The sequence below is a fragment of the Pedobacter terrae genome, assembly GCF_036946585.1.
Lineage (GTDB): Bacteria > Bacteroidota > Bacteroidia > Sphingobacteriales > Sphingobacteriaceae > Pedobacter > Pedobacter terrae_C.
This window is the reverse complement of sequence record NZ_JAQIIV010000014.1, coordinates 12,930-34,545: the sequence shown is the minus strand read 5'-3', so window position 1 is coordinate 34,545 and position 21,616 is coordinate 12,930. Positions and strand designations below refer to the sequence as shown.

General features: G+C 38.2%; 18 protein-coding genes. 7 read left to right on the top strand and 11 right to left on the bottom strand.

Annotated elements, in window-relative coordinates:
- Positions 1-15 precede the first annotated feature (15 nt).
- Positions 16-834, top strand: coding sequence for a 2,3,4,5-tetrahydropyridine-2,6-dicarboxylate N-succinyltransferase (locus PGN18_RS16580; protein ID WP_335320718.1), 819 nt, complete (start codon positions 16-18; stop codon positions 832-834).
- 77 nt (positions 835-911) lie between these two features.
- The gene (locus PGN18_RS16575; protein WP_335320717.1) at positions 912-2,021 is read left to right on the top strand and encodes a glycosyltransferase family 4 protein; all 1,110 of its coding nucleotides are present in this window, start codon (positions 912-914) and stop codon (positions 2,019-2,021) included.
- A gap of 278 nt (positions 2,022-2,299) precedes the next feature.
- On the opposite strand, the gene PGN18_RS16570 is transcribed toward PGN18_RS16575, so the two are convergent.
- The 3 genes from PGN18_RS16570 to PGN18_RS16560 all read right to left on the bottom strand — a co-directional run bounded on the left by PGN18_RS16570 (position 2,300) and on the right by PGN18_RS16560 (position 3,583).
- The gene (locus PGN18_RS16570; protein ID WP_335320716.1) at positions 2,300-2,854 is read right to left on the bottom strand and encodes a DUF4136 domain-containing protein; all 555 of its coding nucleotides are present in this window, start codon (positions 2,852-2,854) and stop codon (positions 2,300-2,302) included.
- Positions 2,855-3,078: 224 nt separating this feature from the next.
- Positions 3,079-3,324, bottom strand: coding sequence for a hypothetical protein (locus tag PGN18_RS16565; protein ID WP_335320715.1), 246 nt, complete (start codon positions 3,322-3,324; stop codon positions 3,079-3,081).
- Positions 3,305-3,583, bottom strand: a complete 279-nt coding sequence (locus tag PGN18_RS16560) for a DUF4136 domain-containing protein (RefSeq protein WP_335320714.1) — start codon at positions 3,581-3,583, stop codon at positions 3,305-3,307. The genes PGN18_RS16565 and PGN18_RS16560 overlap by 20 nt, the downstream gene beginning before the upstream one ends.
- Before the next feature lie 205 nt (positions 3,584-3,788).
- Between PGN18_RS16560 and PGN18_RS16555 the strand changes: the two genes are divergently transcribed.
- From PGN18_RS16555 to PGN18_RS16535, 5 genes are all read left to right on the top strand, one after another.
- On the top strand, positions 3,789-4,355 hold the full coding sequence (locus tag PGN18_RS16555; protein ID WP_335320713.1) for an L-threonylcarbamoyladenylate synthase: 567 nt from the start codon (positions 3,789-3,791) through the stop codon (positions 4,353-4,355).
- An 88-nt stretch (positions 4,356-4,443) separates the two neighbouring features.
- The gene (locus PGN18_RS16550; protein WP_335320712.1) at positions 4,444-5,898 is read left to right on the top strand and encodes a CCA tRNA nucleotidyltransferase; all 1,455 of its coding nucleotides are present in this window, start codon (positions 4,444-4,446) and stop codon (positions 5,896-5,898) included.
- A 99-nt stretch (positions 5,899-5,997) separates the two neighbouring features.
- Complete coding sequence (locus tag PGN18_RS16545; protein WP_335320711.1) at positions 5,998-6,645, top strand: IS1096 element passenger TnpR family protein; 648 nt, start codon at positions 5,998-6,000, stop codon at positions 6,643-6,645.
- A gap of 115 nt (positions 6,646-6,760) precedes the next feature.
- Positions 6,761-7,714 carry a tRNA (adenosine(37)-N6)-dimethylallyltransferase MiaA gene (gene miaA, locus PGN18_RS16540; RefSeq protein WP_335320710.1) on the top strand — a complete coding sequence of 318 codons (954 nt, stop codon included), beginning with the start codon at positions 6,761-6,763 and terminating at the stop codon, positions 7,712-7,714.
- 90 nt (positions 7,715-7,804) lie between these two features.
- Entirely contained in the window at positions 7,805-8,881 is a 1,077-nt protein-coding gene (locus PGN18_RS16535; protein WP_335320709.1) for a matrixin family metalloprotease, read from the top strand.
- A 68-nt stretch (positions 8,882-8,949) separates the two neighbouring features.
- Here PGN18_RS16535 and PGN18_RS16530 read toward each other — a convergent pair whose 3' ends face one another.
- The 8 genes from PGN18_RS16530 to rplJ all read right to left on the bottom strand — a co-directional run bounded on the left by PGN18_RS16530 (position 8,950) and on the right by rplJ (position 21,615).
- Positions 8,950-10,245: an SGNH/GDSL hydrolase family protein gene (locus PGN18_RS16530; RefSeq protein ID WP_335320708.1), complete on the bottom strand. Its 1,296-nt coding sequence runs from the start codon at positions 10,243-10,245 to the stop codon at positions 8,950-8,952.
- An 11-nt stretch (positions 10,246-10,256) separates the two neighbouring features.
- On the bottom strand, positions 10,257-11,480 hold the full coding sequence (locus tag PGN18_RS16525; RefSeq protein WP_335320707.1) for an OmpP1/FadL family transporter: 1,224 nt from the start codon (positions 11,478-11,480) through the stop codon (positions 10,257-10,259).
- A gap of 77 nt (positions 11,481-11,557) precedes the next feature.
- Positions 11,558-11,869 carry a DUF3467 domain-containing protein gene (locus PGN18_RS16520; RefSeq protein ID WP_335320706.1) on the bottom strand — a complete coding sequence of 104 codons (312 nt, stop codon included), beginning with the start codon at positions 11,867-11,869 and terminating at the stop codon, positions 11,558-11,560.
- Positions 11,870-11,954: 85 nt separating this feature from the next.
- Positions 11,955-12,221, bottom strand: coding sequence for a hypothetical protein (locus PGN18_RS16515; protein WP_335320705.1), 267 nt, complete (start codon positions 12,219-12,221; stop codon positions 11,955-11,957).
- A gap of 93 nt (positions 12,222-12,314) precedes the next feature.
- A complete protein-coding gene (gene rpoC, locus PGN18_RS16510) occupies positions 12,315-16,601 on the bottom strand; it encodes a DNA-directed RNA polymerase subunit beta' (protein WP_090982783.1) in 4,287 nt (1,428 codons plus the stop codon).
- A gap of 88 nt (positions 16,602-16,689) precedes the next feature.
- Entirely contained in the window at positions 16,690-20,493 is a 3,804-nt protein-coding gene (gene rpoB / locus PGN18_RS16505) for a DNA-directed RNA polymerase subunit beta (protein WP_335320704.1), read from the bottom strand.
- Between the two features lie 157 nt (positions 20,494-20,650).
- Positions 20,651-21,028 (bottom strand): 50S ribosomal protein L7/L12, encoded by a 378-nt coding sequence (gene rplL, locus PGN18_RS16500; protein WP_010601097.1) that lies wholly within the window; start codon positions 21,026-21,028, stop codon positions 20,651-20,653.
- A 65-nt stretch (positions 21,029-21,093) separates the two neighbouring features.
- The gene (rplJ, locus tag PGN18_RS16495; protein WP_090502367.1) at positions 21,094-21,615 is read right to left on the bottom strand and encodes a 50S ribosomal protein L10; all 522 of its coding nucleotides are present in this window, start codon (positions 21,613-21,615) and stop codon (positions 21,094-21,096) included.
- Between the last annotated feature and the right edge of the window lies 1 nt (position 21,616).

The window sequence follows — 21,616 nt, the reverse complement described above, 5'->3', positions numbered from 1 at the left end:
AAATTTAAAAACATCATGTATTCAGATTTAAAGAAATTAATTGAAGCCGCTTGGGAAGACAGAACACTTTTACAATATAGCAACTATTGCGAAGCCATCGAAACCGTAATTCAAGGTTTAGACAAGGGTGAAATTCGTGTAGCTGAACCAGTTTTAAACTCTTGGGGAATTAATGAATGGGTAAAAAAGGCAGTAATTTTGTATTTCCCGATCCGCGAGATGAAAGAAATTAAAAGCGGTCCTTTTGTTTACCATGATAAAATGGAATTAAAAACCGATTACAAAACAACTGGTGTTCGTGTGGTGCCTATGGCAAGCGCACGTTATGGTTCGTATTTGGCAAAAGGTGTAATCATGATGCCATCGTACGTGAACATCGGCGCTTACGTTGATGAAGGTACCATGGTTGATACCTGGGCTACTGTTGGCTCCTGTGCACAAATTGGTAAACGCGTTCACTTAAGTGGTGGTGTAGGTATTGGTGGTGTTTTAGAACCTGTACAAGCCGCTCCGGTTATTATCGAAGATGATGCCTTTTTAGGTTCGAGGGCTATTGTTGTAGAAGGCGTTAAAGTGGAAAGAGAAGCAGTTCTTGGTGCCAATGTAGTTTTAACCGCATCAACTAAAATTATAGATGTTACTGGTCCAGCTCCTGTTGAATATAAAGGTGTTGTTCCTGCACGTTCAGTTGTAATACCAGGAAGTTATACCAAAAAATTCCCAGCTGGCGAATATCAGGTGCCTTGTGCGTTAATTATCGGTAAACGTAAAGAAAGCACAGATAAGAAAACCTCACTTAACGATGCGTTAAGAGAAAATAATGTAGCCGTTTAAATGGTTAAAGGCGTAAGGTTTAGGGTGTGAGGTAACATCAAGGCCTTATACCTTATACCTCAAACCTTAAACCTCTAATGAAAATAGGATTCGATGGCAAGCGTGCTGCTAATAACTTAACCGGACTTGGTAATTACAGCCGTTCTTTAATTGAGCATTTGGCGGATCAGTTTCCGGAACACGAGTATTTGGTTTATGCTCCAAAAGTAAAATCGGCCAAACAGATAGATGCTTTTTTTGAAAAGGGAAATATCAGATTAAAACTACCCAAAAATGGAAGTTTTTTATGGAGAACGTTAAATATTCTAAAAGACTTAACTCAAGACGGATGCCAGATTTTTCACGGCCTTAGTCACGAAATTCCATTAGCCATACAGCATACAAGAATTAAATCAATCGTGACCATACATGATTTAATTTTCCTTCGATATCCGCAGTATTATAAATTTATCGACCGTAAATTGTACGAATGGAAAAGTAAATCTGCCTGCAAACGTGCCAATAAGATTATCGCCATCAGCCAAAAAACCAAAGAAGATATCATCGGTTTATATGGAATCAACCCAGAAAAGATTGAAGTAATTTACCAAAGCTGCGATGATAGTTTTAAAACAGCTTTTCGAAAAGAAACATTAGGCAGGATTAAGGCAACCTATAAACTACCTGAAAAATATATTCTGAATGTTGGCACCATTGAAGAGCGTAAAAACTTAAAATTGATTGTCCAGGCTTTAAAAGAAGTGGACGAAGAATACAAACTGGTGGTGATAGGTAAGCAAACTGCTTATTTTACAAGTGTAGAAAAGGAAATAAAAAAGCTTGGTCTTAAAAACAGGATCTTATTTTTAAAAAACATTCCTTTCGCCGATTTGCCTGGCATTTACCAAATGGCCAACGTTTTTGTTTACCCGTCTTTTTACGAGGGCTTTGGCATCCCCATCATTGAAGCCTTATATTCTAGCGTTCCGGTGGTTGCTGCAACAGGCTCGTGCCTGGAGGAAGCTGGCGGCCCTGATAGCCTTTATATATCACCTAATGATGCTACCGGATTAGCAAAAGCCATTAATCAAATTCTGAAAAACCCTCAGATGGAAAAGGAAATGAAGAAAAAAGGGCTGGAATTTGTTCAAAAATTCAATAGTTCTGTAATCACAAAGCAATTGATGGATTGTTATCTATCTCTTTAAAAGCAATTCCTTCGCATGCCAAACATTCCCGTATTACAGCGTGTTGTGAGCCTGTAATTTAGGGGGTAATTGCAGAAATTTGGTTTTTATATTTGAAAAGTAAGGATCCTGCTACTATAAACGCTAGTCCTGCCCATGCTACAAGTCCTCATCCGATAAAGGATCGGATTGCGGGCTTTCCGCGAATGTCAGGTTTAAGTTGGAACTGACTGTACTAAAACAAAAAGGGCTCGAATTATTTAAAATTCAACAGCCCTCTTCAAGATTAATTTTACTTCTTATTTTGCGGTAACACCATTTGACGGATATTGTGCCAATATTTCTTTCACACCGGTATACAAACGTTGTTCTCTTTTATTAAAGTTATCAAGGTTAAAACCTGATCCTTGCCCGTGCCAGAATAGAATCTTTTTGGCTGGATCCAGAAAATCAATAATAATGGTTCCATCGATATATTGGTTCACATAGGTACCGCCACCCCAGAAAGGATTTCCCCAGCCGCCACGCCAGCCCCATCCCCAGCCACCGTAGTAACCAGGGCCATATACATCGGTTTTTTCGCGGGCAACAACTACTAAATTAACCAACAGATCTGGGCGATCTGATTTTGTAAAGCCTTTGGCATTCATTTCAGATTCAACCGCAGCCATTAACCTGCGCTTGTCTAAATTGTTGAGCTTAATCCTTGCAATACCTTTATCGTAAAAATTGTAAGTTTTATAACCGCTTAAATCAACATCTTTATCATAATCTGATGCGGTGCGGAGTGTTGTACATCCTGCTAATGCCAATACTACTGTAAAAAGCATTAATAATTTTTGTGCTGTTCTCATTTTGTGCGTTGTTGTATAAATAACCTGACATAAATATAACGATCTTGCAAACCAAATAAAATCATTTAACATTTTTTTACAATCAGATTTTTATCTATAAAACGATTTCTATTTGATTATGTTTTGATGTTATATCACTCTGACTAAATATTTTACAATTGGATTAAATGGATCAAATCAATAAATTGGAGGATATTCTGACAAGATCTGTTTAACAGCGAGATTCATCCTGTTTTCTCTATTCTCATAATCATCAAAATTAAAGCCTGCCCTATCCCGTGCCACATGATTGCCTTGGTTTCGGGGTTCAAGAAATCAATAATAATGGTGCCATCTTGATATGATTTGCTTGTATTGAGCGGACCAAATTGCGAATTTCTCCATTGATAGGATAACGAAGTTGCATCCCATTGATACCCTCCTCCGCTGTAACCCCAATCGGCCCTGGCTTTAACACCGCTTAAAACCACTATATTCACTAAAAAAATCCGGCTGGTTAGATTTTGTAAAGCCTTTTTTGGTCAACGCAGTTTCCAGGGCATTTAACATCCTGGGCTTGTCCAGGTTGTTCAATTCCAAATGCTCAATTCCTTTTTCGTAGTAAGCAAAGGATTTTAACTTGGAAAAATCGATTTTCTTATCATAATCTGATGCGGTAAGCACAGAAATACAACTGGTAAATGCCATTACAACAGTAAACAGCATACCCCATTTAAGTGTGTGTTTCATTTTGATATTTTATTTAATAACCTATTACTAAAATACCAGTTTATTGGATTAAACCCATTAGTTGAATTAAATAAAAGATTAAAATTATGTTACGATCTTAAATATTCCTTTATTGATATCAATGTGTTAGATAGCAATATCTAATCCCACAGGAAATACACATTAAGATTATCTAAACTTCCCCTTAATAAATTAACTTTGCCAAATGCTAAAAGATGAGATTAACAAAGCTTTAGAAGTATTAAAATCAGGCGGGGTAATCCTCTATCCTACTGATACGATTTGGGGGATAGGTTGCGATGCCACGAATCCGGAAGCGGTAGATAAAGTACTTAAAATAAAAAACCGTCCGGCAGAAAAGAGCTTAATTGTTTTATTGGACGTAGACAGCAAACTGCAGAGCTATGTTGCCGAAATACCTGAAGTGGCTTACGATCTGATCGAATATGCAGAAAACCCGCTAACCATTGTTTTTTCAAACGCTAAAAACCTGGCTCAAAATGTAATAAATACCGATGGCAGTGTAGGTATCAGAATTGTTAAACACGATTTTTGTACACCATTAATCCAACGTTTTAGAAAACCTATCGTTTCTACCTCTGCAAATTTAAGCGGACAGCCGTCTCCAAAATTCTTTGACGACATTGATCCCGAAATTATCAATGCTGTTGATTATGTGGTTGATTTTGAACAGGAAAATCGCACCAGCAAAAAACCATCAACCATCATGAAACTTTCGCCTGGCGGACAGTTTGAATTTATTCGAAAGTAAAGCCCAATCTTTAAAAGGGCTTTGAATCTTATAGTCTTTACCGATCAAATGTTTTGCTTAATTTTGAACAAATAAACTACCCTTACATATGCAGTCTGATTTAAACGAAGGGAACTCCAAGTCCCCTTTAAGGGATTTAGGGGTACATCTACAAAATCCAATATTTAAAACTTTATCACAAATTGCCGATAAGAACAAAACCGAAGCATACGTAATCGGAGGATTTGTTCGCGATTTATTTTTAGACCGTCCTTCAAAAGATATTGATGTGGTTGTTGTGGGCAGCGGAATAGCCTATGCTGAAGCTGTTGGCAGAAAACTAAATGCCAAGGTGGCTGTTTTTAAAAATTTCGGCACCGCAAATATCAAATTTCAGGATTTAGAGATTGAGTTTGTAGGCGCCCGAAAAGAATCTTATCGTTCTGATTCGCGCAAACCCATTGTTGAAGACGGTACTTTAGCAGACGACCAGCTCCGCAGGGATTTTACCATCAACGCTTTAGCAATTAATTTGAATACCGATTGCTTTGGTGAATTGCTAGATCCGTTTAATGGGATTAAAGATCTCGAAAATAAACTGATCCGTACTCCACTTGATCCGGAAGTCACCTTTTCTGATGATCCATTACGCATGATGCGGGCCATCCGTTTCGCTTCACAACTTAATTTTGATATCGATCAGAATGCGCTTAATGCGATAAAAGCACAAAAACAGCGTATCGGTATCGTGTCAAAAGAACGGATTACCGATGAGATGAATAAAATCATTCTCTCCAAAAAGCCATCAATAGGCTTTAAATACCTTTTTGATACTGGATTATTACAACTCATTTTCCCTCAAATGGCACAGCTTTATGGTGTGGAAATTATTAAGGGAAAAGGACATAAAGACAATTTTTATCATACGCTGGAAGTATTGGATAACATATGCGCGGATACAGATGATTTATGGCTACGCTGGGCGGCTATATTACATGATATTGCCAAACCTGCTACGAAACGTTTTGAAGAAGGTCACGGCTGGACATTTCACGGCCACGAAGATAGAGGGGCACGCATGGTTCCGAAAATATTTGCACAGCTGAAACTTCCCTTAAACGAAAAGATGAAATATGTGCAAAAATTGGTTCAACTTCATTTACGCCCGATTGTGCTGGCACAGGAAACTGTCACAGATTCTGCCGTTAGGCGATTACTTTTTGATGCCGGAGAAGAAATTGAAAGCCTAATGTTGCTCTGCAATGCCGATGTAACCACCAAAAACGAATACAAGAAAACAAAATACCGAAACAACTTTGAACTGGTAAAGCAGAAGCTCAAGGATGTTGAAGAACGTGATAAAATCCGGAACTGGCAACCCCCAATTTCTGGTAACGATATTATGGACACTTTTGGCCTTGATGCAGGCAAAGAAGTCGGCTTAATAAAAAATGCCATTCGTGAGGCCATACTGGAAGGTGAGATCAAAAATGATTATCAGGAGGCGTTTGATTTTATGCTTAATCAGGCAAAACAAATGGGATTATATCCTGTTAATAAATAATTTGATTGCCGTAACAATATAAATACCGTGCCTTTTACGGTATTCCACGCTTGCGGTAATTACAAATTAACTTTATTTTTACGATTCCAAAATAAAATAATGGCTATTTATAAATTTAGAATTACTTTTGAAGATTTTGATGATGTTGTGAGAGAGATCGACATTAAATCAAACCAAACATTTGAAGATCTGCATAAAGCAATCCACAGATCGACAGGTTACAATGCCGAAAAACCTTCATCTTTTTATGTAAGTACCGATAATTGGCTAAAAGGTGATGAAATTGCCTATCTACCAAATGAACGTAAAAAAGATCGTGTAGTTTTAATGGAAAATTCCAAATTGAGTGGTTTTATTGAAGATCCACATCAAAAGTTTTATTATGTCTATAATTTCGATCGCCCTTATGATTTCCATGTAGAACTGGTGAAAATCGTTCTTGATGCTGACCCTAATATCGAATATCCATTTTTAGCTAAAAGCACTGGAGAGGCACCAAAAATAATGGAACAGAATAGTCCACAGGCGGTTGATCCCAGAGGTGCTGCGGCGGCTGCCAGCGAATTTGATTTCTTAAATGAAATGAACTTTGTACCAGAAGATACCGACGAATTAGAAGCTATGGGCGATATGGGAATCAACGAGGAAGAAAGGGACGAAGATGAAGAAAATGAAGAAGACGAATTTGGAGATGAATTTTCCGATGATGATAACTTCGAAGATGATAGCCATAAAGATGATTATTAATCTTCTAATCGTCATGCTGATCCGATAGCTATCGGATTTATTTCAGCATCTACTTAAACGGATAAAAACTTCAGTCAGGTATAAAACATATCTGACTTTTTCTTTTAAAATAACGATGTCAGCAGTTAAATCATCTTCACAAAAAGACAAAACTTTAATATCCATTGTTGGCCCTACTGCCATAGGCAAAACAGCCCTGGCCATTCAACTGGCGCAACATTTCGGCACAAAAATTATCTCTGCAGATTCTAGGCAGTTCTTTAGGGAAATGGCAATTGGCACCGCAAAACCCAGTGCATCGGAATTAGCAGTGGCAAAGCATCATTTTATTGATTCACATTCAGTATCACAACTATTCAGTACCGGAGATTTTGAGGTTGAAGGATTAAAAAAGCTGAATGAAATTTTCCTGGAACATGATGTAGCCATTATGGTTGGAGGCTCAGGCTTATATGTAAATGCATTGATAAATGGCTTGGATGACATGCCCGAGATCGATTTATCAATCAGGGAAAAATTAAATAAACAATTTGAAGAAGAAGGTCTAGCAGTTATACAAACTCAGCTGGCCGAATTAGATCCTGAGTATTTTGCAAAAGTAGATCAACAAAATCCACAAAGAATGATCAGAGGTTTAGAGGTATATTTATCAACAGGCCAAAAACTTTCATCAATGCTTTCAGCAACCAAAAAGGAAAGACCGTTTAACATCATCAAAATTGGATTGAATACTGATCGCGCTGTTCTTTATGATCGGATCAACAGAAGAGTAGATCAGATGATGGCAGATGGCTTAGTAAATGAAGTAAAATCGCTTGTACCATTTAGGAAATACAATGCTTTAAATACGGTAGGCTATAGTGAGCTTTTTGACTACCTGGACGAAAAAATATCAGTTAAGGATGCAGTAGCTGCTATTAAACAAAACACCCGTCGCTTTGCCAAACGTCAGCTGACCTGGTTCAGAAGAGATGAGGAGATTAACTGGTTCGAGCCTGATGAATACAAACTGATAATTAGTTACATCAATTTAAAAATTGCAAGTAATAAAATTAAGACTACATCTTAGTAAGATAAATAGATATTAATAATCTAGTTACATTTACATCATCTCCAATATAATATTTAAGTTTGGTAAGGAAAACTTAAATATAAACCTATGGAAAACAAAAACTATCCCCTTACGCTTTTGGCTTTATTACTAAGTCTGACATTTCTATATTCTTGTAAAAAAAATGAAACTTTAGCCGAAAAAGAAAAGCTAGACATTTATAAGAATATTAAGTTTGTTAACGATTGGATTCCCCAGGCAGGAGTCACATTATCCAAGGGTCCAACTAAACTTGCCGCCATTAAAGGTAGTCCATTAAATGACATTTTAACTTCATGGGTTGCTCAAGGAAGTATTTTTCAGCCGGGTAAAAATTTAAAAGTCGGATTTTTAAACAATCCAAGTGTAATGGATGCAACGACAGCCCGAGATCAGGTTTTTAACGGAATCAGAGCTTGGTTTGCCGTTAATGTTCCAAATATCAGTGTTAGTATTAGCTATATTACTTCGGTTCAATACGCTGATGTTAAAGTTGGTTGGTACAAAGGAAATCATGGTGATGGAGCAAATAATGCATTCGATGGCCCCGGAGGAACGCTTGCTCATGCCTTTTATCCAACAAATGGCGTTATTCACTTCGATGATGATGAAAATTGGTCTGCATCGTTATTTGGCCCTGAACCAGGCACAATAGACTTAGCGTCAGTAGCGGCGCATGAATTTGGCCATACTATTGGGTTAGACCATTCCGAATGTACGAACGCGACAATGACACCCAATTATTTTGGATTAGGCATGCGAACCTTAAGTATTGACGATGTAGTTGGATCCAGAACAATTTATGGCAATAATCCAAATTACGAGAATGGCATGATCGGTAACCTTGATATGCCTGTTGGACAAGAAGTAACTTTCACACTTTTTTACGGTTATGATTATATATTTTCTCCAATTGGAAACCCACCTATCATGACTTATAACCCTAATAATCAACCACCTTTCAGATATTCTTCTCTGAATTGGGTAATGCCCCCGGGCGTTGACCTGATCAGTGGTCAGGGAACCTCTCAAGTAGTAGTCAAGCCCAATGGACAATTTACAGGAGATGTAATCATGAAAGCCTATATATCAGATTGTAGTGCAACTACAGAAATCAAATCAATGGTTGCGAACATCCATTATTAATTTCAAAAAGATTAAATTAAAAAAGCCAATCCTAAATTAGAATTGGCTTTTTATTAGACAACAAAAGGTTATTTGTCAGGAAATTTCACTCCTCTATACTGTGTAACATCCACCGTAGGAATAGTAGAACCATATTTCGCATTAATAGCATCGATAAATACATTTGCAATTACCGCGTTTCCACGAGGGGTTAAGTGAATCCCATCTAAAGAGAAAGCACCACCTGAAATAAATGCAGCATTAATGCCAATACCCTGCACCATTAAGCCCGCTTTTACCTGATTAAAATAAGCATAGGTATCTGCTATAGCTAAACCTTTACTGGTGGCAATAGACTTAATGCTACTGTTATAACTATTTACATAATCTTTCACTTTTGCCACTTCATCTTTATCCAATACCCAATTGTTTGCAATCGGATTTAATGGGTGTAAACCATAAGGAATTGTGCCCTGACCAAATAAACCAGCCGATTGAAATGGTAAACGGATTAAATCTTCATCGGTTGCTACCCTTACCGTACCAGTGCCCGTCTGAATAAACACGGCTTGAGCAGCGGGATTAGCGGCCTTGGCAGCAGCCAGTAGCAGAGATGGTTTAACGGTATTGAAATATGGAATAGCCGTTACATCAGGAATGGTGGCGACAATACCTTTCTGACCACCAGCTGTTAAGGCATTTAACAAATTAGCATACAATGATGAAAAGGTTACTTTATCTGTTAATACGGTAGTTGGATCACCTACAGCAGTTACCGCACCATTTAAAGCATAACCCAATACATCATTATTTCCCAACCAGATAGAGAAAAAAGTATGGTTTCTTCCCTGGATATACTGAAAATAATTGGTTTTGCCAACTTGCGCATCAGTTAATAAACGCTCAAAAAAAGGATTAGCAAAACTAAAAGTAAGGGTTGGATCGAAAGATAAATCGACACGCATACCAGGAATACCCAAATTTTGGATTTCACCTGAATACTTAAATAACCGATTATTGGTTGGTGCATTTCGCCAACCATCCCCTGCTACTGGTGTCAAAGTTGGCGTACCTCCAACCAAGGCTGATAAACTAATGTATCCCGAACCATTAGATTGTGCATCAGTAAAAAATGGAGAAGTAAAAGCCCCTCCCCCTACTGAAGACATCTTCGCTGCAATTAAATTTGGATATGCGACTTTTTGACCTTCTAAATATAATCCTCCATCAGCATAACCTGACGTTAATGAATTACCTACAGCAATGTATTTGCTGAAATTTGCTTGTCCTGCAGAGGTACCGGCAGGTGTTTCAATTTCTGGTTTGCAGGCTGCGGTGAAAAGAATGGCAGCAGCAATGAAACTATTTAATATATATTTTTTCATCTGAAATTCTCCTACCATTTATAAGTTAATGAAATACCTGGTGCATAAACCAAAGTTTTAAAAGTACCATCTAGGCCTGTTTCTATATTCTTTTGCTTACGCGATTTAACATCCTCAAAAAAGAACGATGCATTTACTTCGAAATGGCGGGTAGGTGTATAACCTAAACCGGCACTTAAAATATAACGATCCGCATCTGGTGCTTCAGGTGTTACATAGCCATCCTGTACAGGTGAAAGTGCATAACCTACACCAGCCCTTAAAGCTAATTTTTCTGAAGCCTGGTGATTAATACCTAGTTTGAACGAAGAACCATCCCGATAGTTACGGGCAGATTTTGTATCAGCCAGTGCCGGGGTATTGGTAGCATAATCAAATGATAAATCCTGATAAATATGCCATTGTACCCAGCTCGCATCAAATGCCAATGTAGTACTTTGCGATAGTGGAATACCTATACCCAGGCTTGTAGTTGCAGGTAGAGGTAATTCAGCACTAAATGTATTTCCTGCAGGGAATGAGGACCTTAATGAACCTGGCACATCAAATTCTGCGGTACCATTATCTAATTTGGTAATTACTTTGGATTTGTGAACGAGCGCAAATGAAATATTGCTCAAGGTTTTAATATACAAGCCTGCATTCCATCCATAACCTTTTCCGGTTCCTTCTAAAGTAGCATGTCCAGACCGTCCATCAGGAAAATTAACAGGTAAAGCCCGTTGAAGATTAACATCCCCATGGTTGTATACAAAACCAGCACCAATACCAATACGATCGGTAATTTTTATACTTAAAGTAGGTTGGAAATAAATGGCTTTTAAATTTAATGAGGTTAATGCATATCTACCTGACCAGTCATTTCCCCAATCAACTAAACCACCAAATGGAGTATAAATACCTAAACCCAGTTTCCACTTATTCGATTTCGGACCCCAAACAGCATAAAACTCGAAAGGAGGGGCAATTTTGTTTTTCACATCCTCTTGAACATTAGCACCTGTTTGTTTAAATGCTGATTTAAATAATAATGGGTTTACTCCTGCTGAAACTGAGTTTTTCTCTAAGAAAGTTACTGCACCTGGATTATAAAATACAGAAGCTTCATCTAAAGCCAGTGCAGAACCTGCACCTGCCATACCAATTTGCTTCTGACCTTGTAAATTAACCTGGAAACCCTGCCCCAAAACCCATAATGGTGCAGAAAGTAATACGCTCAATAAAATTTTTTTCATTTATAAATGGTTATATCACAAATATATACTATGCTAACATAACAAACAAACTTTTGTTCGTAAGAATTTTATGCGCTTTAAGCCTGAGCAGTTGGTCCACCAAAACCCATCGGAAATGGCGGTTCCTCCTGTGTTTTAATACGTCCGTTTACGGCTTCGAATTTTTGTATGTTATCTTCCAATGCTACTAACAAGCGTTTTGCATGTTCTGGAGTTAAAATAATTCTCGATTTTACCTTTGCTTTCGGTATACCGGGCATTACGCGGATAAAATCCAATACAAATTCCGTATTGGAATGGGTGATGATAGCCAAGTTAGAAAAAATCCCTTCAGCAATTTCTTCTGATAACTCTATGTTTAATTGATTCTCGTTTTGTTGTTCTTCCATAATGGTTCAAAAATAAAAAAATCCGCTGCTTAGTGGCGGAATTTAAAATATAATATTAAAGAAAATTCTTAAAACTCTTGACTTTCTATTTTTTAATGTAAGTTAAGATTATACCCACAGTAACTGCAATTTGGCCGATCCAAAAAATAAACATCCACTTAATAATTTCAGCTTTGGCATTAGCCAGCGCTTCCTTAGTATTGCCAATATCCTCTTTTGTTGCTAAAATCTCTTTCTTATTATCCAATTCAACTCTTACTTCTTCTTTCACAAAAGAAACCAACTGCTCTGCTTCCTGTTCGCCCAGTTTAGCTTTTAATATCTGAAAGAGTTGAATTTCTGTAACACTCATGCGCTTTAATTTTTTTATTAAAGTTACAAATTCTATTCCAAACAAAAAACTCCCTCAATATGGAGGGAGTTTTAAAACGAAATATCAAAAATATTAAGCTTCTACTTCTTCTTGTTTCGAAGCTAACAATTTATCGTATTCTTCTTGTGAACCTACAATGATACGCTCGTAACCACGTACACCAGTACCTGAAGGAATTAAATGACCAACGATCACGTTCTCTTTCAGGCCTAACATATTATCGCGTTTACCTGCAATCGCTGCCTCATTTAATACTTTCGTAGTTTCCTGGAACGAAGCCGCAGAAATGAACGATTTGGTACCTAATGACGCACGGGTAATACCTTGTAAGATAGAACTTGCAGTTGCCGGTCTTGCATCTCTAACCGTAATCTGTCTTAAATCTTTACGTTTTAATTGAGAATTTTCATCTCTTAACTTACGTAATGATACAATTTGACCTGGTTTGAATTCAGTTGAGTCACCTGCATCTTCAACAACTTTCTTGTCGTACATGGCATCGTTTTCTTCCGAGAAGTCCCAACGGTCTACTGCATTATTTTCTAAGAAAATGGTATCTCCAGGATCTTCGATGTGAACTTTCTGCATCATCTGGTGAACAATCACCTCGAAGTGTTTATCGTTAATTTTCACACCTTGTAAGCGGTAAACCTCTTGGATACCATTTACTAAGTATTCCTGAACTGCAGCAGGTCCTTTAATGGCAAGGATATCAGCAGGAGAAATTGAACCATCAGATAATGGCATACCTGCTTTCACAAAGTCGTTATCCTGTACCAGGATGTGTTTCGACAATGGAACAAGGTATTTTTTAACTTCACCATCTTTGGATTCGATTGTGATCTCACGGTTACCACGTTTAACGCCACCTAAAGTTACCACACCATCAATCTCAGTTACTACAGCTGGATTAGATGGATTACGGGCTTCAAATAACTCTGTTACACGAGGTAAACCACCCGTAATATCTCGGGTTTTACCTGTTGCACGCGGGATTTTAGCTATAATCTGACCAGTTTGGATTGCTTCGCCTTCATCAACTGAAACGTGCGCACCCACCGGAATGTTATAACCTTTGATAAACTCACCTTTCTTGTCAACGATTTGAATTGAAGGGTTTTTCGTTTTATCACGGGTATCGATAATTACTTTTTCGCGGTGACCAGTTTGCTCATCAGATTCTTCACGGTAAGTTACACCATCGATAATGGCATCGAATTGTGCTTTACCGGCAAATTCTGAGAGGATAACCGCGTTATATGGATCCCATGAACAGATTTTGTCGCCTTTGGTTACTTTATCACCTTCTTTAACAAATAAGAAAGCTCCGTATGGAATGTTGTTGGTTACGATCACACGACCGCTTCCTGGCTCAACAATTCTAAACTCACCTGAACGGCCCAATACCACCTGTACGGTACCATCTTCGGTTTGTGTATCTACGGTACGGATATTTTCAAATTCGATAACACCATCAAACTTAGCTACGATATTCGATTCTGCAGCAATGTTTGATGCAGTACCACCCACGTGGAAAGTACGAAGTGTTAACTGTGTACCCGGCTCACCGATTGATTGTGCTGCGATTACACCAACGGCCTCACCTCTTTGAACACGTTTACCAGATGCTAAGTTACGGCCATAACATAATGCACAAACACCACGTTTAGACTCACAGGTTAATACCGAACGGATTTCGATACCTTCAAGCGGCGATTCTTCAATCGCTTTTGCTACGTCCTCATCAATATCCTGACCAGCAGCTACCAATAACTCGCCATTTAAAGGATTGTATACATCGTGTAATGATGTACGACCTAAAATACGTTCATATAATGGTTCAACAATATCTTCGTTGTCTTTTAATGCCGTTGTGTACATACCTCTTAAAGTACCACAATCGTCATCATTGACAATCATATCCTGTGCCACATCATGTAAACGACGGGTTAAGTAACCCGCATCTGCCGTTTTTAACGCCGTATCCGCCAAACCTTTACGTGCACCGTGAGTAGAGATAAAGTACTCTAATACCGATAAACCTTCTTTAAAGTTTGATAAGATCGGGTTTTCAATGATATCGCCACCCGAACCCGATTTTTGTGGTTTCGCCATCAAACCACGCATTCCGCAAAGCTGACGAATCTGCTCTTTAGATCCACGCGCACCTGAATCAAGCATCATGTAAACTGAGTTAAAACCTTGGTTATCTGAAGATAACTGAGTCATAACAAAAGTAGTTAGCCTGTTGTTGATACGGGTCCAGATATCGATAATCTGGTTGTAACGCTCGTTGTTGGTAATGAAACCCATATTGTAGTTGTTTCTTACCTCTTCAACTTCAGCAGCTGCCTGTTCTAATAAAGTATGTTTTTCTACCGGAATGTTTACGTCTTGTAAATTGAACGATAAACCTCCCTGAAATGCCATTTTGAAACCTAATTCTTTGATATCATCCAAGAATTGAGAAGCGCGCGCCATACCAGTCATTTTCACTACTTCACCAATAATATCTCTTAAAGATTTTTTGGTTAATAATTCATTGATATAACCAACCTCTTCAGGAACCATCTGGTTGAATAATACTCTACCTACAGTAGTTTCAGTTAATTTGTTAACGATAGAACCATCAGCTTGTTTAACATTTACCCTTACTTTGATAAACGCATGCAAGTCTAATTCTTTCTCGTTATAAGCAATAATAACTTCCTCTGGAGAATAGAAAGCGGAATCCTGTCCTTTAACCACTCTAGTTTCATCTGTTCTACGGCCTTTAGTAATATAATAAAGACCCAAAACCATATCCTGTGATGGTACCGTAATTGGCGTACCATTTGCAGGGTTCAAGATGTTGTGTGCAGCTAACATTAATACCTGGGCTTCCAAAATTGCTGCGTTACCTAATGGTAAGTGCACAGCCATCTGGTCACCGTCAAAATCGGCGTTGAATGCGGTACAAACTAATGGGTGTAACTGGATCGCTTTTCCTTCAATTAATTTTGGCTGGAAAGCCTGAATACCTAGTCTGTGTAATGTAGGAGCACGGTTTAATAACACCGGGTGACCTTTTAGTACATTTTCTAAAATATCCCAAACCAATGGATCTTTTCTATCAACGATTTTTTTAGCAGATTTAACTGTTTTTACCACACCACGCTCAATCATCTTACGGATAATGAATGGTTTGTAAAGCTCAGCAGCCATATCTTTAGGAATACCGCACTCGTGTAATTTAAGGCTTGGACCTACAACAATTACCGAACGAGCAGAATAATCCACACGTTTACCTAATAAATTCTGACGGAAACGACCTTGTTTACCTTTCAGGATATCTGAAAGCGATTTCAGGGCACGGTTACCTTCAGTTTTAACCGCGTTAACTTTACGTGAGTTATCGAACAACGAATCTACAGCTTCCTGCAACATACGTTTTTCGTTACGTAAAATTACCTCTGGTGCTTTAATCTCGATCAAACGTTTTAAACGGTTGTTACGGATAATTACACGACGGTATAAATCATTTAAATCTGAAGTAGCGAAACGACCACCTTCTAATGGAACCAACGGACGTAATTCTGGTGGAATAACCGGAACAATTTTAACAATCATCCACTCAGGACGATTCTCAATACGTGTATTGGCACCACGGAAAGCTTCAACTACCTGAAGACGTTTTAAAGCCTCATTTTTACGTTGTTGAGAAGTTTCGTTAGCAGCCTGGTGACGTAAATCGTAAGATAAAGTGTCTAAATCAATACGTTTTAATAAATCTTCCAATGCTTCAGCACCCATTTTGGCGATGAATTTATTAGGATCTTTATCATCTAAATATTGGTTTTCTTTAGGTAATTTATCTAAGATATCTAAATATTCTTCTTCAGTTAAGAAGTCCATGTAGTTGATACCTTCTTCAGCCATTAAGCCTGACTGGATCACTACGTAACGCTCGTAATAGATAATTAAATCTAATTTTTTAGTAGGTAAACCTAATAAATAACCGATTTTATTTGGTAAAGAACGGAAATACCAGATGTGCGCAACAGGAACCACCAAAGCGATGTGTCCCATACGCTCGCGACGTACTTTCTTTTCAGTTACTTCAACACCACAACGATCACAAACAATACCCTTATAACGGATACGTTTGTATTTACCGCAATGACATTCGTAATCTTTTACCGGACCAAAAATACGCTCACAAAACAAACCATCACGCTCAGGTTTGTAAGTACGGTAGTTAATGGTTTCTGGTTTCAACACCTCACCGCTTGAACGTTCCAAAATAATCTCTGGAGACGATAAGCTAATCGTGATGGATGTGAAATTGCTTTTTAATTTATTATCCTTTTTGTAAGACATACTTATGTAAGGTTAAAGGCGTAGGGTTTAAGGTTTAGGGCGTAGGGTTTAAAACCTTTCACCTTATACCTTAAACCTTCTACCTTAATTAATCTAATGTAATATCTAAACCTAATCCGCGTAACTCATGTACCAATACGTTGAACGATTCTGGTACACCTGGTGTTGGTAGGTTTTCACCTTTAACAATGGCTTCGTAAGTTTTGGCTCTTCCGATTACATCATCCGACTTAACGGTTAAGATCTCCTGAAGAATATTAGCTGCACCGAATGCCTCTAATGCCCAAACCTCCATCTCACCAAAACGCTGACCACCGAACTGGGCTTTACCACCCAATGGTTGTTGTGTAATTAATGAGTATGGTCCGATTGAACGGGCGTGCATCTTATCATCAACCATGTGACCTAATTTCAACATGTAGATGATACCTACAGTTGTAGTCTGATCGAAACGCTCACCAGTTAAACCATTGTATAAGTAGGTTTTTCCTGAAGCAGGAACACCTGCTTTAGCAATCCACTCTTCAACCTCATCGTGCGTAGCACCATCAAAAATCGGCGTGGCAAATTTAACCCCCAATTCTTTACCGGCCCATGCCAATACGGTTTCATAGATTTGACCAAGATTCATACGTGAAGGTACACCCAATGGGTTCAACACAATATCAACCGGGCTACCATCAGCTAAGAAAGGCATATCCTCATCACGTACAATACGTGCAACAATACCTTTGTTACCGTGGCGACCTGCCATTTTATCACCTACTTTTAATTTACGTTTTTTAGCTACATAAACTTTTGCCATCTGTACGATTCCTGAAGGAAGCTCATCACCTACACTGATCGCAAATTTATCGCGTTTGTAAGCACCTAGCTCTTCGTTAACACGGATACCGTAGTTGTGAAGCAACATTTTAATCAGCTCATTTTTATCATCATCAGTTGTCCATTTGTTAGGGCTGATGTGCTCATAATTAAGCTCAGCTAAAATTTTCTGCGTAAACTTAGCACCTTTAGCAACTAACAATTCTTTGTAAATGTTATATACACCTTGCGATGTTTTTCCGTTTACAATAGCGAATAACTTGTCAACTAATTCTGCTTTTAATTTCTCAGTGATATTGTTATATCCTTTGTCTAATTTCTCAATCGCTGATTTTTCCTCAGCTTTTGTAGTTTTCTTAGCACGGCTGAATAACTTAGTATCAATTACTACACCCTGGATAGAAGGAGGAGTTTTTAAAGACGCATCTTTAACATCACCTGCTTTATCACCAAAAATTGCACGTAGTAATTTCTCTTCCGGTGAAGGATCAGATTCTCCTTTCGGCGTAATCTTACCAATTAAAATGTCACCCTCTTTTACATCAGCACCGATACGGATAATACCGTTTTCATCAAGGTCTTTAGTAGCCTCTTCAGAAACGTTCGGGATATCTGGTGTTAATTCCTCTTCTCCTCGTTTAGTATCACGTACTTCTAATTCAAACTCTTCGATATGCAATGAAGTGAAAACGTCATCACGAACAATACGCTCGTTGATTACAATCGCATCCTCAAAGTTGAAACCTTGCCATGGCATGAACGCCACTTTTAAGTTTCTTCCTAAGGCCAATTCACCATTTTCAGTTGCATAACCTTCGCAAAGTACCTGTCCTTTAGTTACTTTCTGACCTTTCTTAACGATCGGTTTCAAGTTGATACAAGTATTCTGGTTGGTTTTTTTGAATTTAATTAAACGGTAAGTTTTGCTATCACCTTCAAATGAAACTAAACGATCATCTTCGTTACGCTCATATTTAATGGTAATTTCGTTAGCATCAACATACTCTACAACACCGTCACCTTCTGCATTGATCAGGGTTCTTGAGTCACGTGCAACGCGACCTTCCAAACCTGTACCAACAATTGGTGCCTCGGGACGTAACAATGGTACGGCCTGACGTTGCATGTTCGATCCCATCAAAGCCCTGTTCGCATCATCATGTTCCAAGAACGGAATCAACGAAGCAGCAATTGAAGTAATCTGGTTAGGTGCAACGTCCATCAAGTCTAATTTCTCAGGCTCAATAATCGGGAAGTCACCCTCGTAACGCGCTTTAACACGTGGTGTAGTAAAGTTACCTTTATCATCATACTCTGCATTAGCCTGAGCAATGGTTTTACCATCTTCATCTTCTGCAGATAAATAAATAACATCAGAGTCTACAACTACCTTACCATCTTCAACACGTTTGTACGGTGTTTCAATGAAACCTAAATTATTGATTTTTGCATGCACACAAAGTGATGAAATTAAACCAATATTCGGTCCCTCCGGCGTTTCAATCGTACATAAACGGCCATAGTGGGTATAGTGAACGTCACGTACCTCGAAACCGGCACGCTCACGTGATAGACCACCCGGACCTAAAGCCGATAAACGGCGTTTATGCGTAATCTCTGCCAATGGATTAGTTTGATCCATGAACTGAGATAACTGGTTGGTACCAAAGAAAGAGTTAATTACTGATGATAACGTACGGGCGTTAATCAAATCAGTTGGTGTAAACACCTCGTTATCGCGAATGTTCATACGCTCACGGATGGTTCTGGCCATACGGGCTAAACCAACACCAAATTGGGCGTACAATTGCTCACCTACTGTACGTACACGACGGTTAGATAAGTGATCAATATCATCCACTTCCTCTTTTGAATTGATCAACTTGATCAGGTATTTCACAATCGCAATAATATCAGCTTTTGTTAATACTTTAACCTCATCAGGGGTATTCATTTTCAATTTGCGGTTAATGCGGTAACGACCAACATCTCCTAAATCGTAACGTTTATCTGAAAAGAATAAACGATCAATGATACCACGGGCTGTTTCTTCATCAGGTGGTTCTGCGTTACGCAAAGCACGATAGATGTTTTCTACAGCTTCTTTTTCTGAATTTGAGGTGTCCTTTTGTAAGGTATTATATATAATGGTATAATCAGCCTGACTTGCGCCATCTTCTTTTGATAAGATGATGCTTTTTACGCCAGCTTCGATAACCATATCAATGTGTTCGTCTTCTAAAACGGTTTCTCTTTCAAGAATCACTTCATTACGGTCGATAGAAACTACCTCACCAGTATCTTCATCAACAAAATCTTCAACCCATTTTTTCAATACCCTTGCCGCCAATTTACGACCGATATATTTCTTTAAACCCGATTTACTAACCTTCACTTCGTCAGCGAGATCAAAAAGTTCCAAGATATCTTTATCAGAATCGTAACCGATAGCACGTAATAAAGTGGTAACCGGGAATTTTTTCTTACGATCGATATAAGCATACATCACGTTATTAACGTCTGTAGCAAACTCGATCCATGAACCTTTGAAAGGAATTACACGTGCAGAGTACAATTTGGTTCCGTTAGTGTGACGGCTTTGACCGAAGAACACGCCTGGAGAACGGTGTAATTGAGAAACGATAACACGTTCTGCGCCGTTAATTACAAATGTACCTTTTGGTGTCATATACGGGATCGTACCTAAGTACACATCCTGTATAATGGTTTCAAAATCTTCATGTTCTACATCATTACAAGAAAGCTTAAGCTTTGCTTTTAATGGAACATTGTAGGTTAATCCACGCTCAATACACTCGTGTATATCATAACGTGGCGGATCAACAAAATAATCAAGAAACTCTAATACGAAGATATTTCTTGAATCTGTTATTGGAAAGTTTTCAGCAAACACTTTGAACAAACCTTCGCTAGAGCGATCGTCTGATGTGGTATCTATCTGGAAAAATTCTCTGAATGATTGCAATTGCACATCCAGAAAATCCGGATAGTCTATAATGTGCTTACTTGTTGCAAAATTTACTCTTTGTTCGACTGTCTTTGCCAATGGACTAAAAGATTTTAGTTTAAGAATAAACTATTTGTTTGGTTCGAATTTCAAACAGGCTCATTAACCAAACAAAATGAGATGTTTATAAACAGGTAAAGACACCGACATTTTCAGTCGGTGTCTAATACATTTTTAGCTTAGCTAAGTTAAGTGATTACTTAATCTCAACTACTGCTCCAGCTTCTTCTAATTGTTTTTTAAGAGCTTCTGCTTCGTCTTTAGCAACACCAGCTTTTAATTCTTTTGGTGCTCCGTCTACTAAGTCTTTAGCTTCTTTCAAACCTAAACCAGTTAAGTCTTTAACAAGTTTCACAACTGCTAATTTCTGACCACCAGCTTCTTTTAAGATTACATCAAAAGATGTTTTTTCTGCAGCAGCAGCAGGTGCATCACCACCAGCAGCAGGACCAGCAACTACAGCAGCAGCTGCAGGCTCAATACCATACTCATCTTTTAAGATTTGAGCTAATTCATTAACTTCTTTAACTGTTAAGTTTACTAATTGCTCAGCAAACGCTTTTAAATCTGCCATTTTATTAAGATTTTAAAAATTTACGTAAAAATAATTGTGTTTAATTTGCGAACTTAAGGTGTCCGTTAACCTTCTCTTTCCTGAAGAGTTTTAACAATTCCTGCAATTTTGCTACCGCCTGATTGAAGTGCAGATAGAACATTTTTAGCTGGCGACTGTAATAATCCAACGATATCACCGATAAGCTCTTCTCTTGATTTCAAGCTTACTAAGTTATTCAATTGGTCATCGCCAACATATACTGATGAATCTATGAACGCTGCTTTAAGCACTGGTTTATCAGATGTTTTTCTCAAAGCTTTGATCAACTTAGCCGGAGCGTTAGCTGTTTTTGAGAATAATAATGATGATGAACCTTTAAGCGCTTCGTATATCTCAGAAGCATCGCCATCTAAACCTTCAATCGCTTTGCGGATTAAAGAGTTTTTAGCAACCTTCATTACGATATCGCCTTCAAAACATTTGCGACGGATGTTATTAATCTGCTCAACAGAAAGGCTGGAAGTATCAGCAATATAAAAATTGCCAAATTCCTGCATTTGTCCTTGTAGTTCTAAAACTACTTCGTTTTTTTCTTCTCTGTTCATG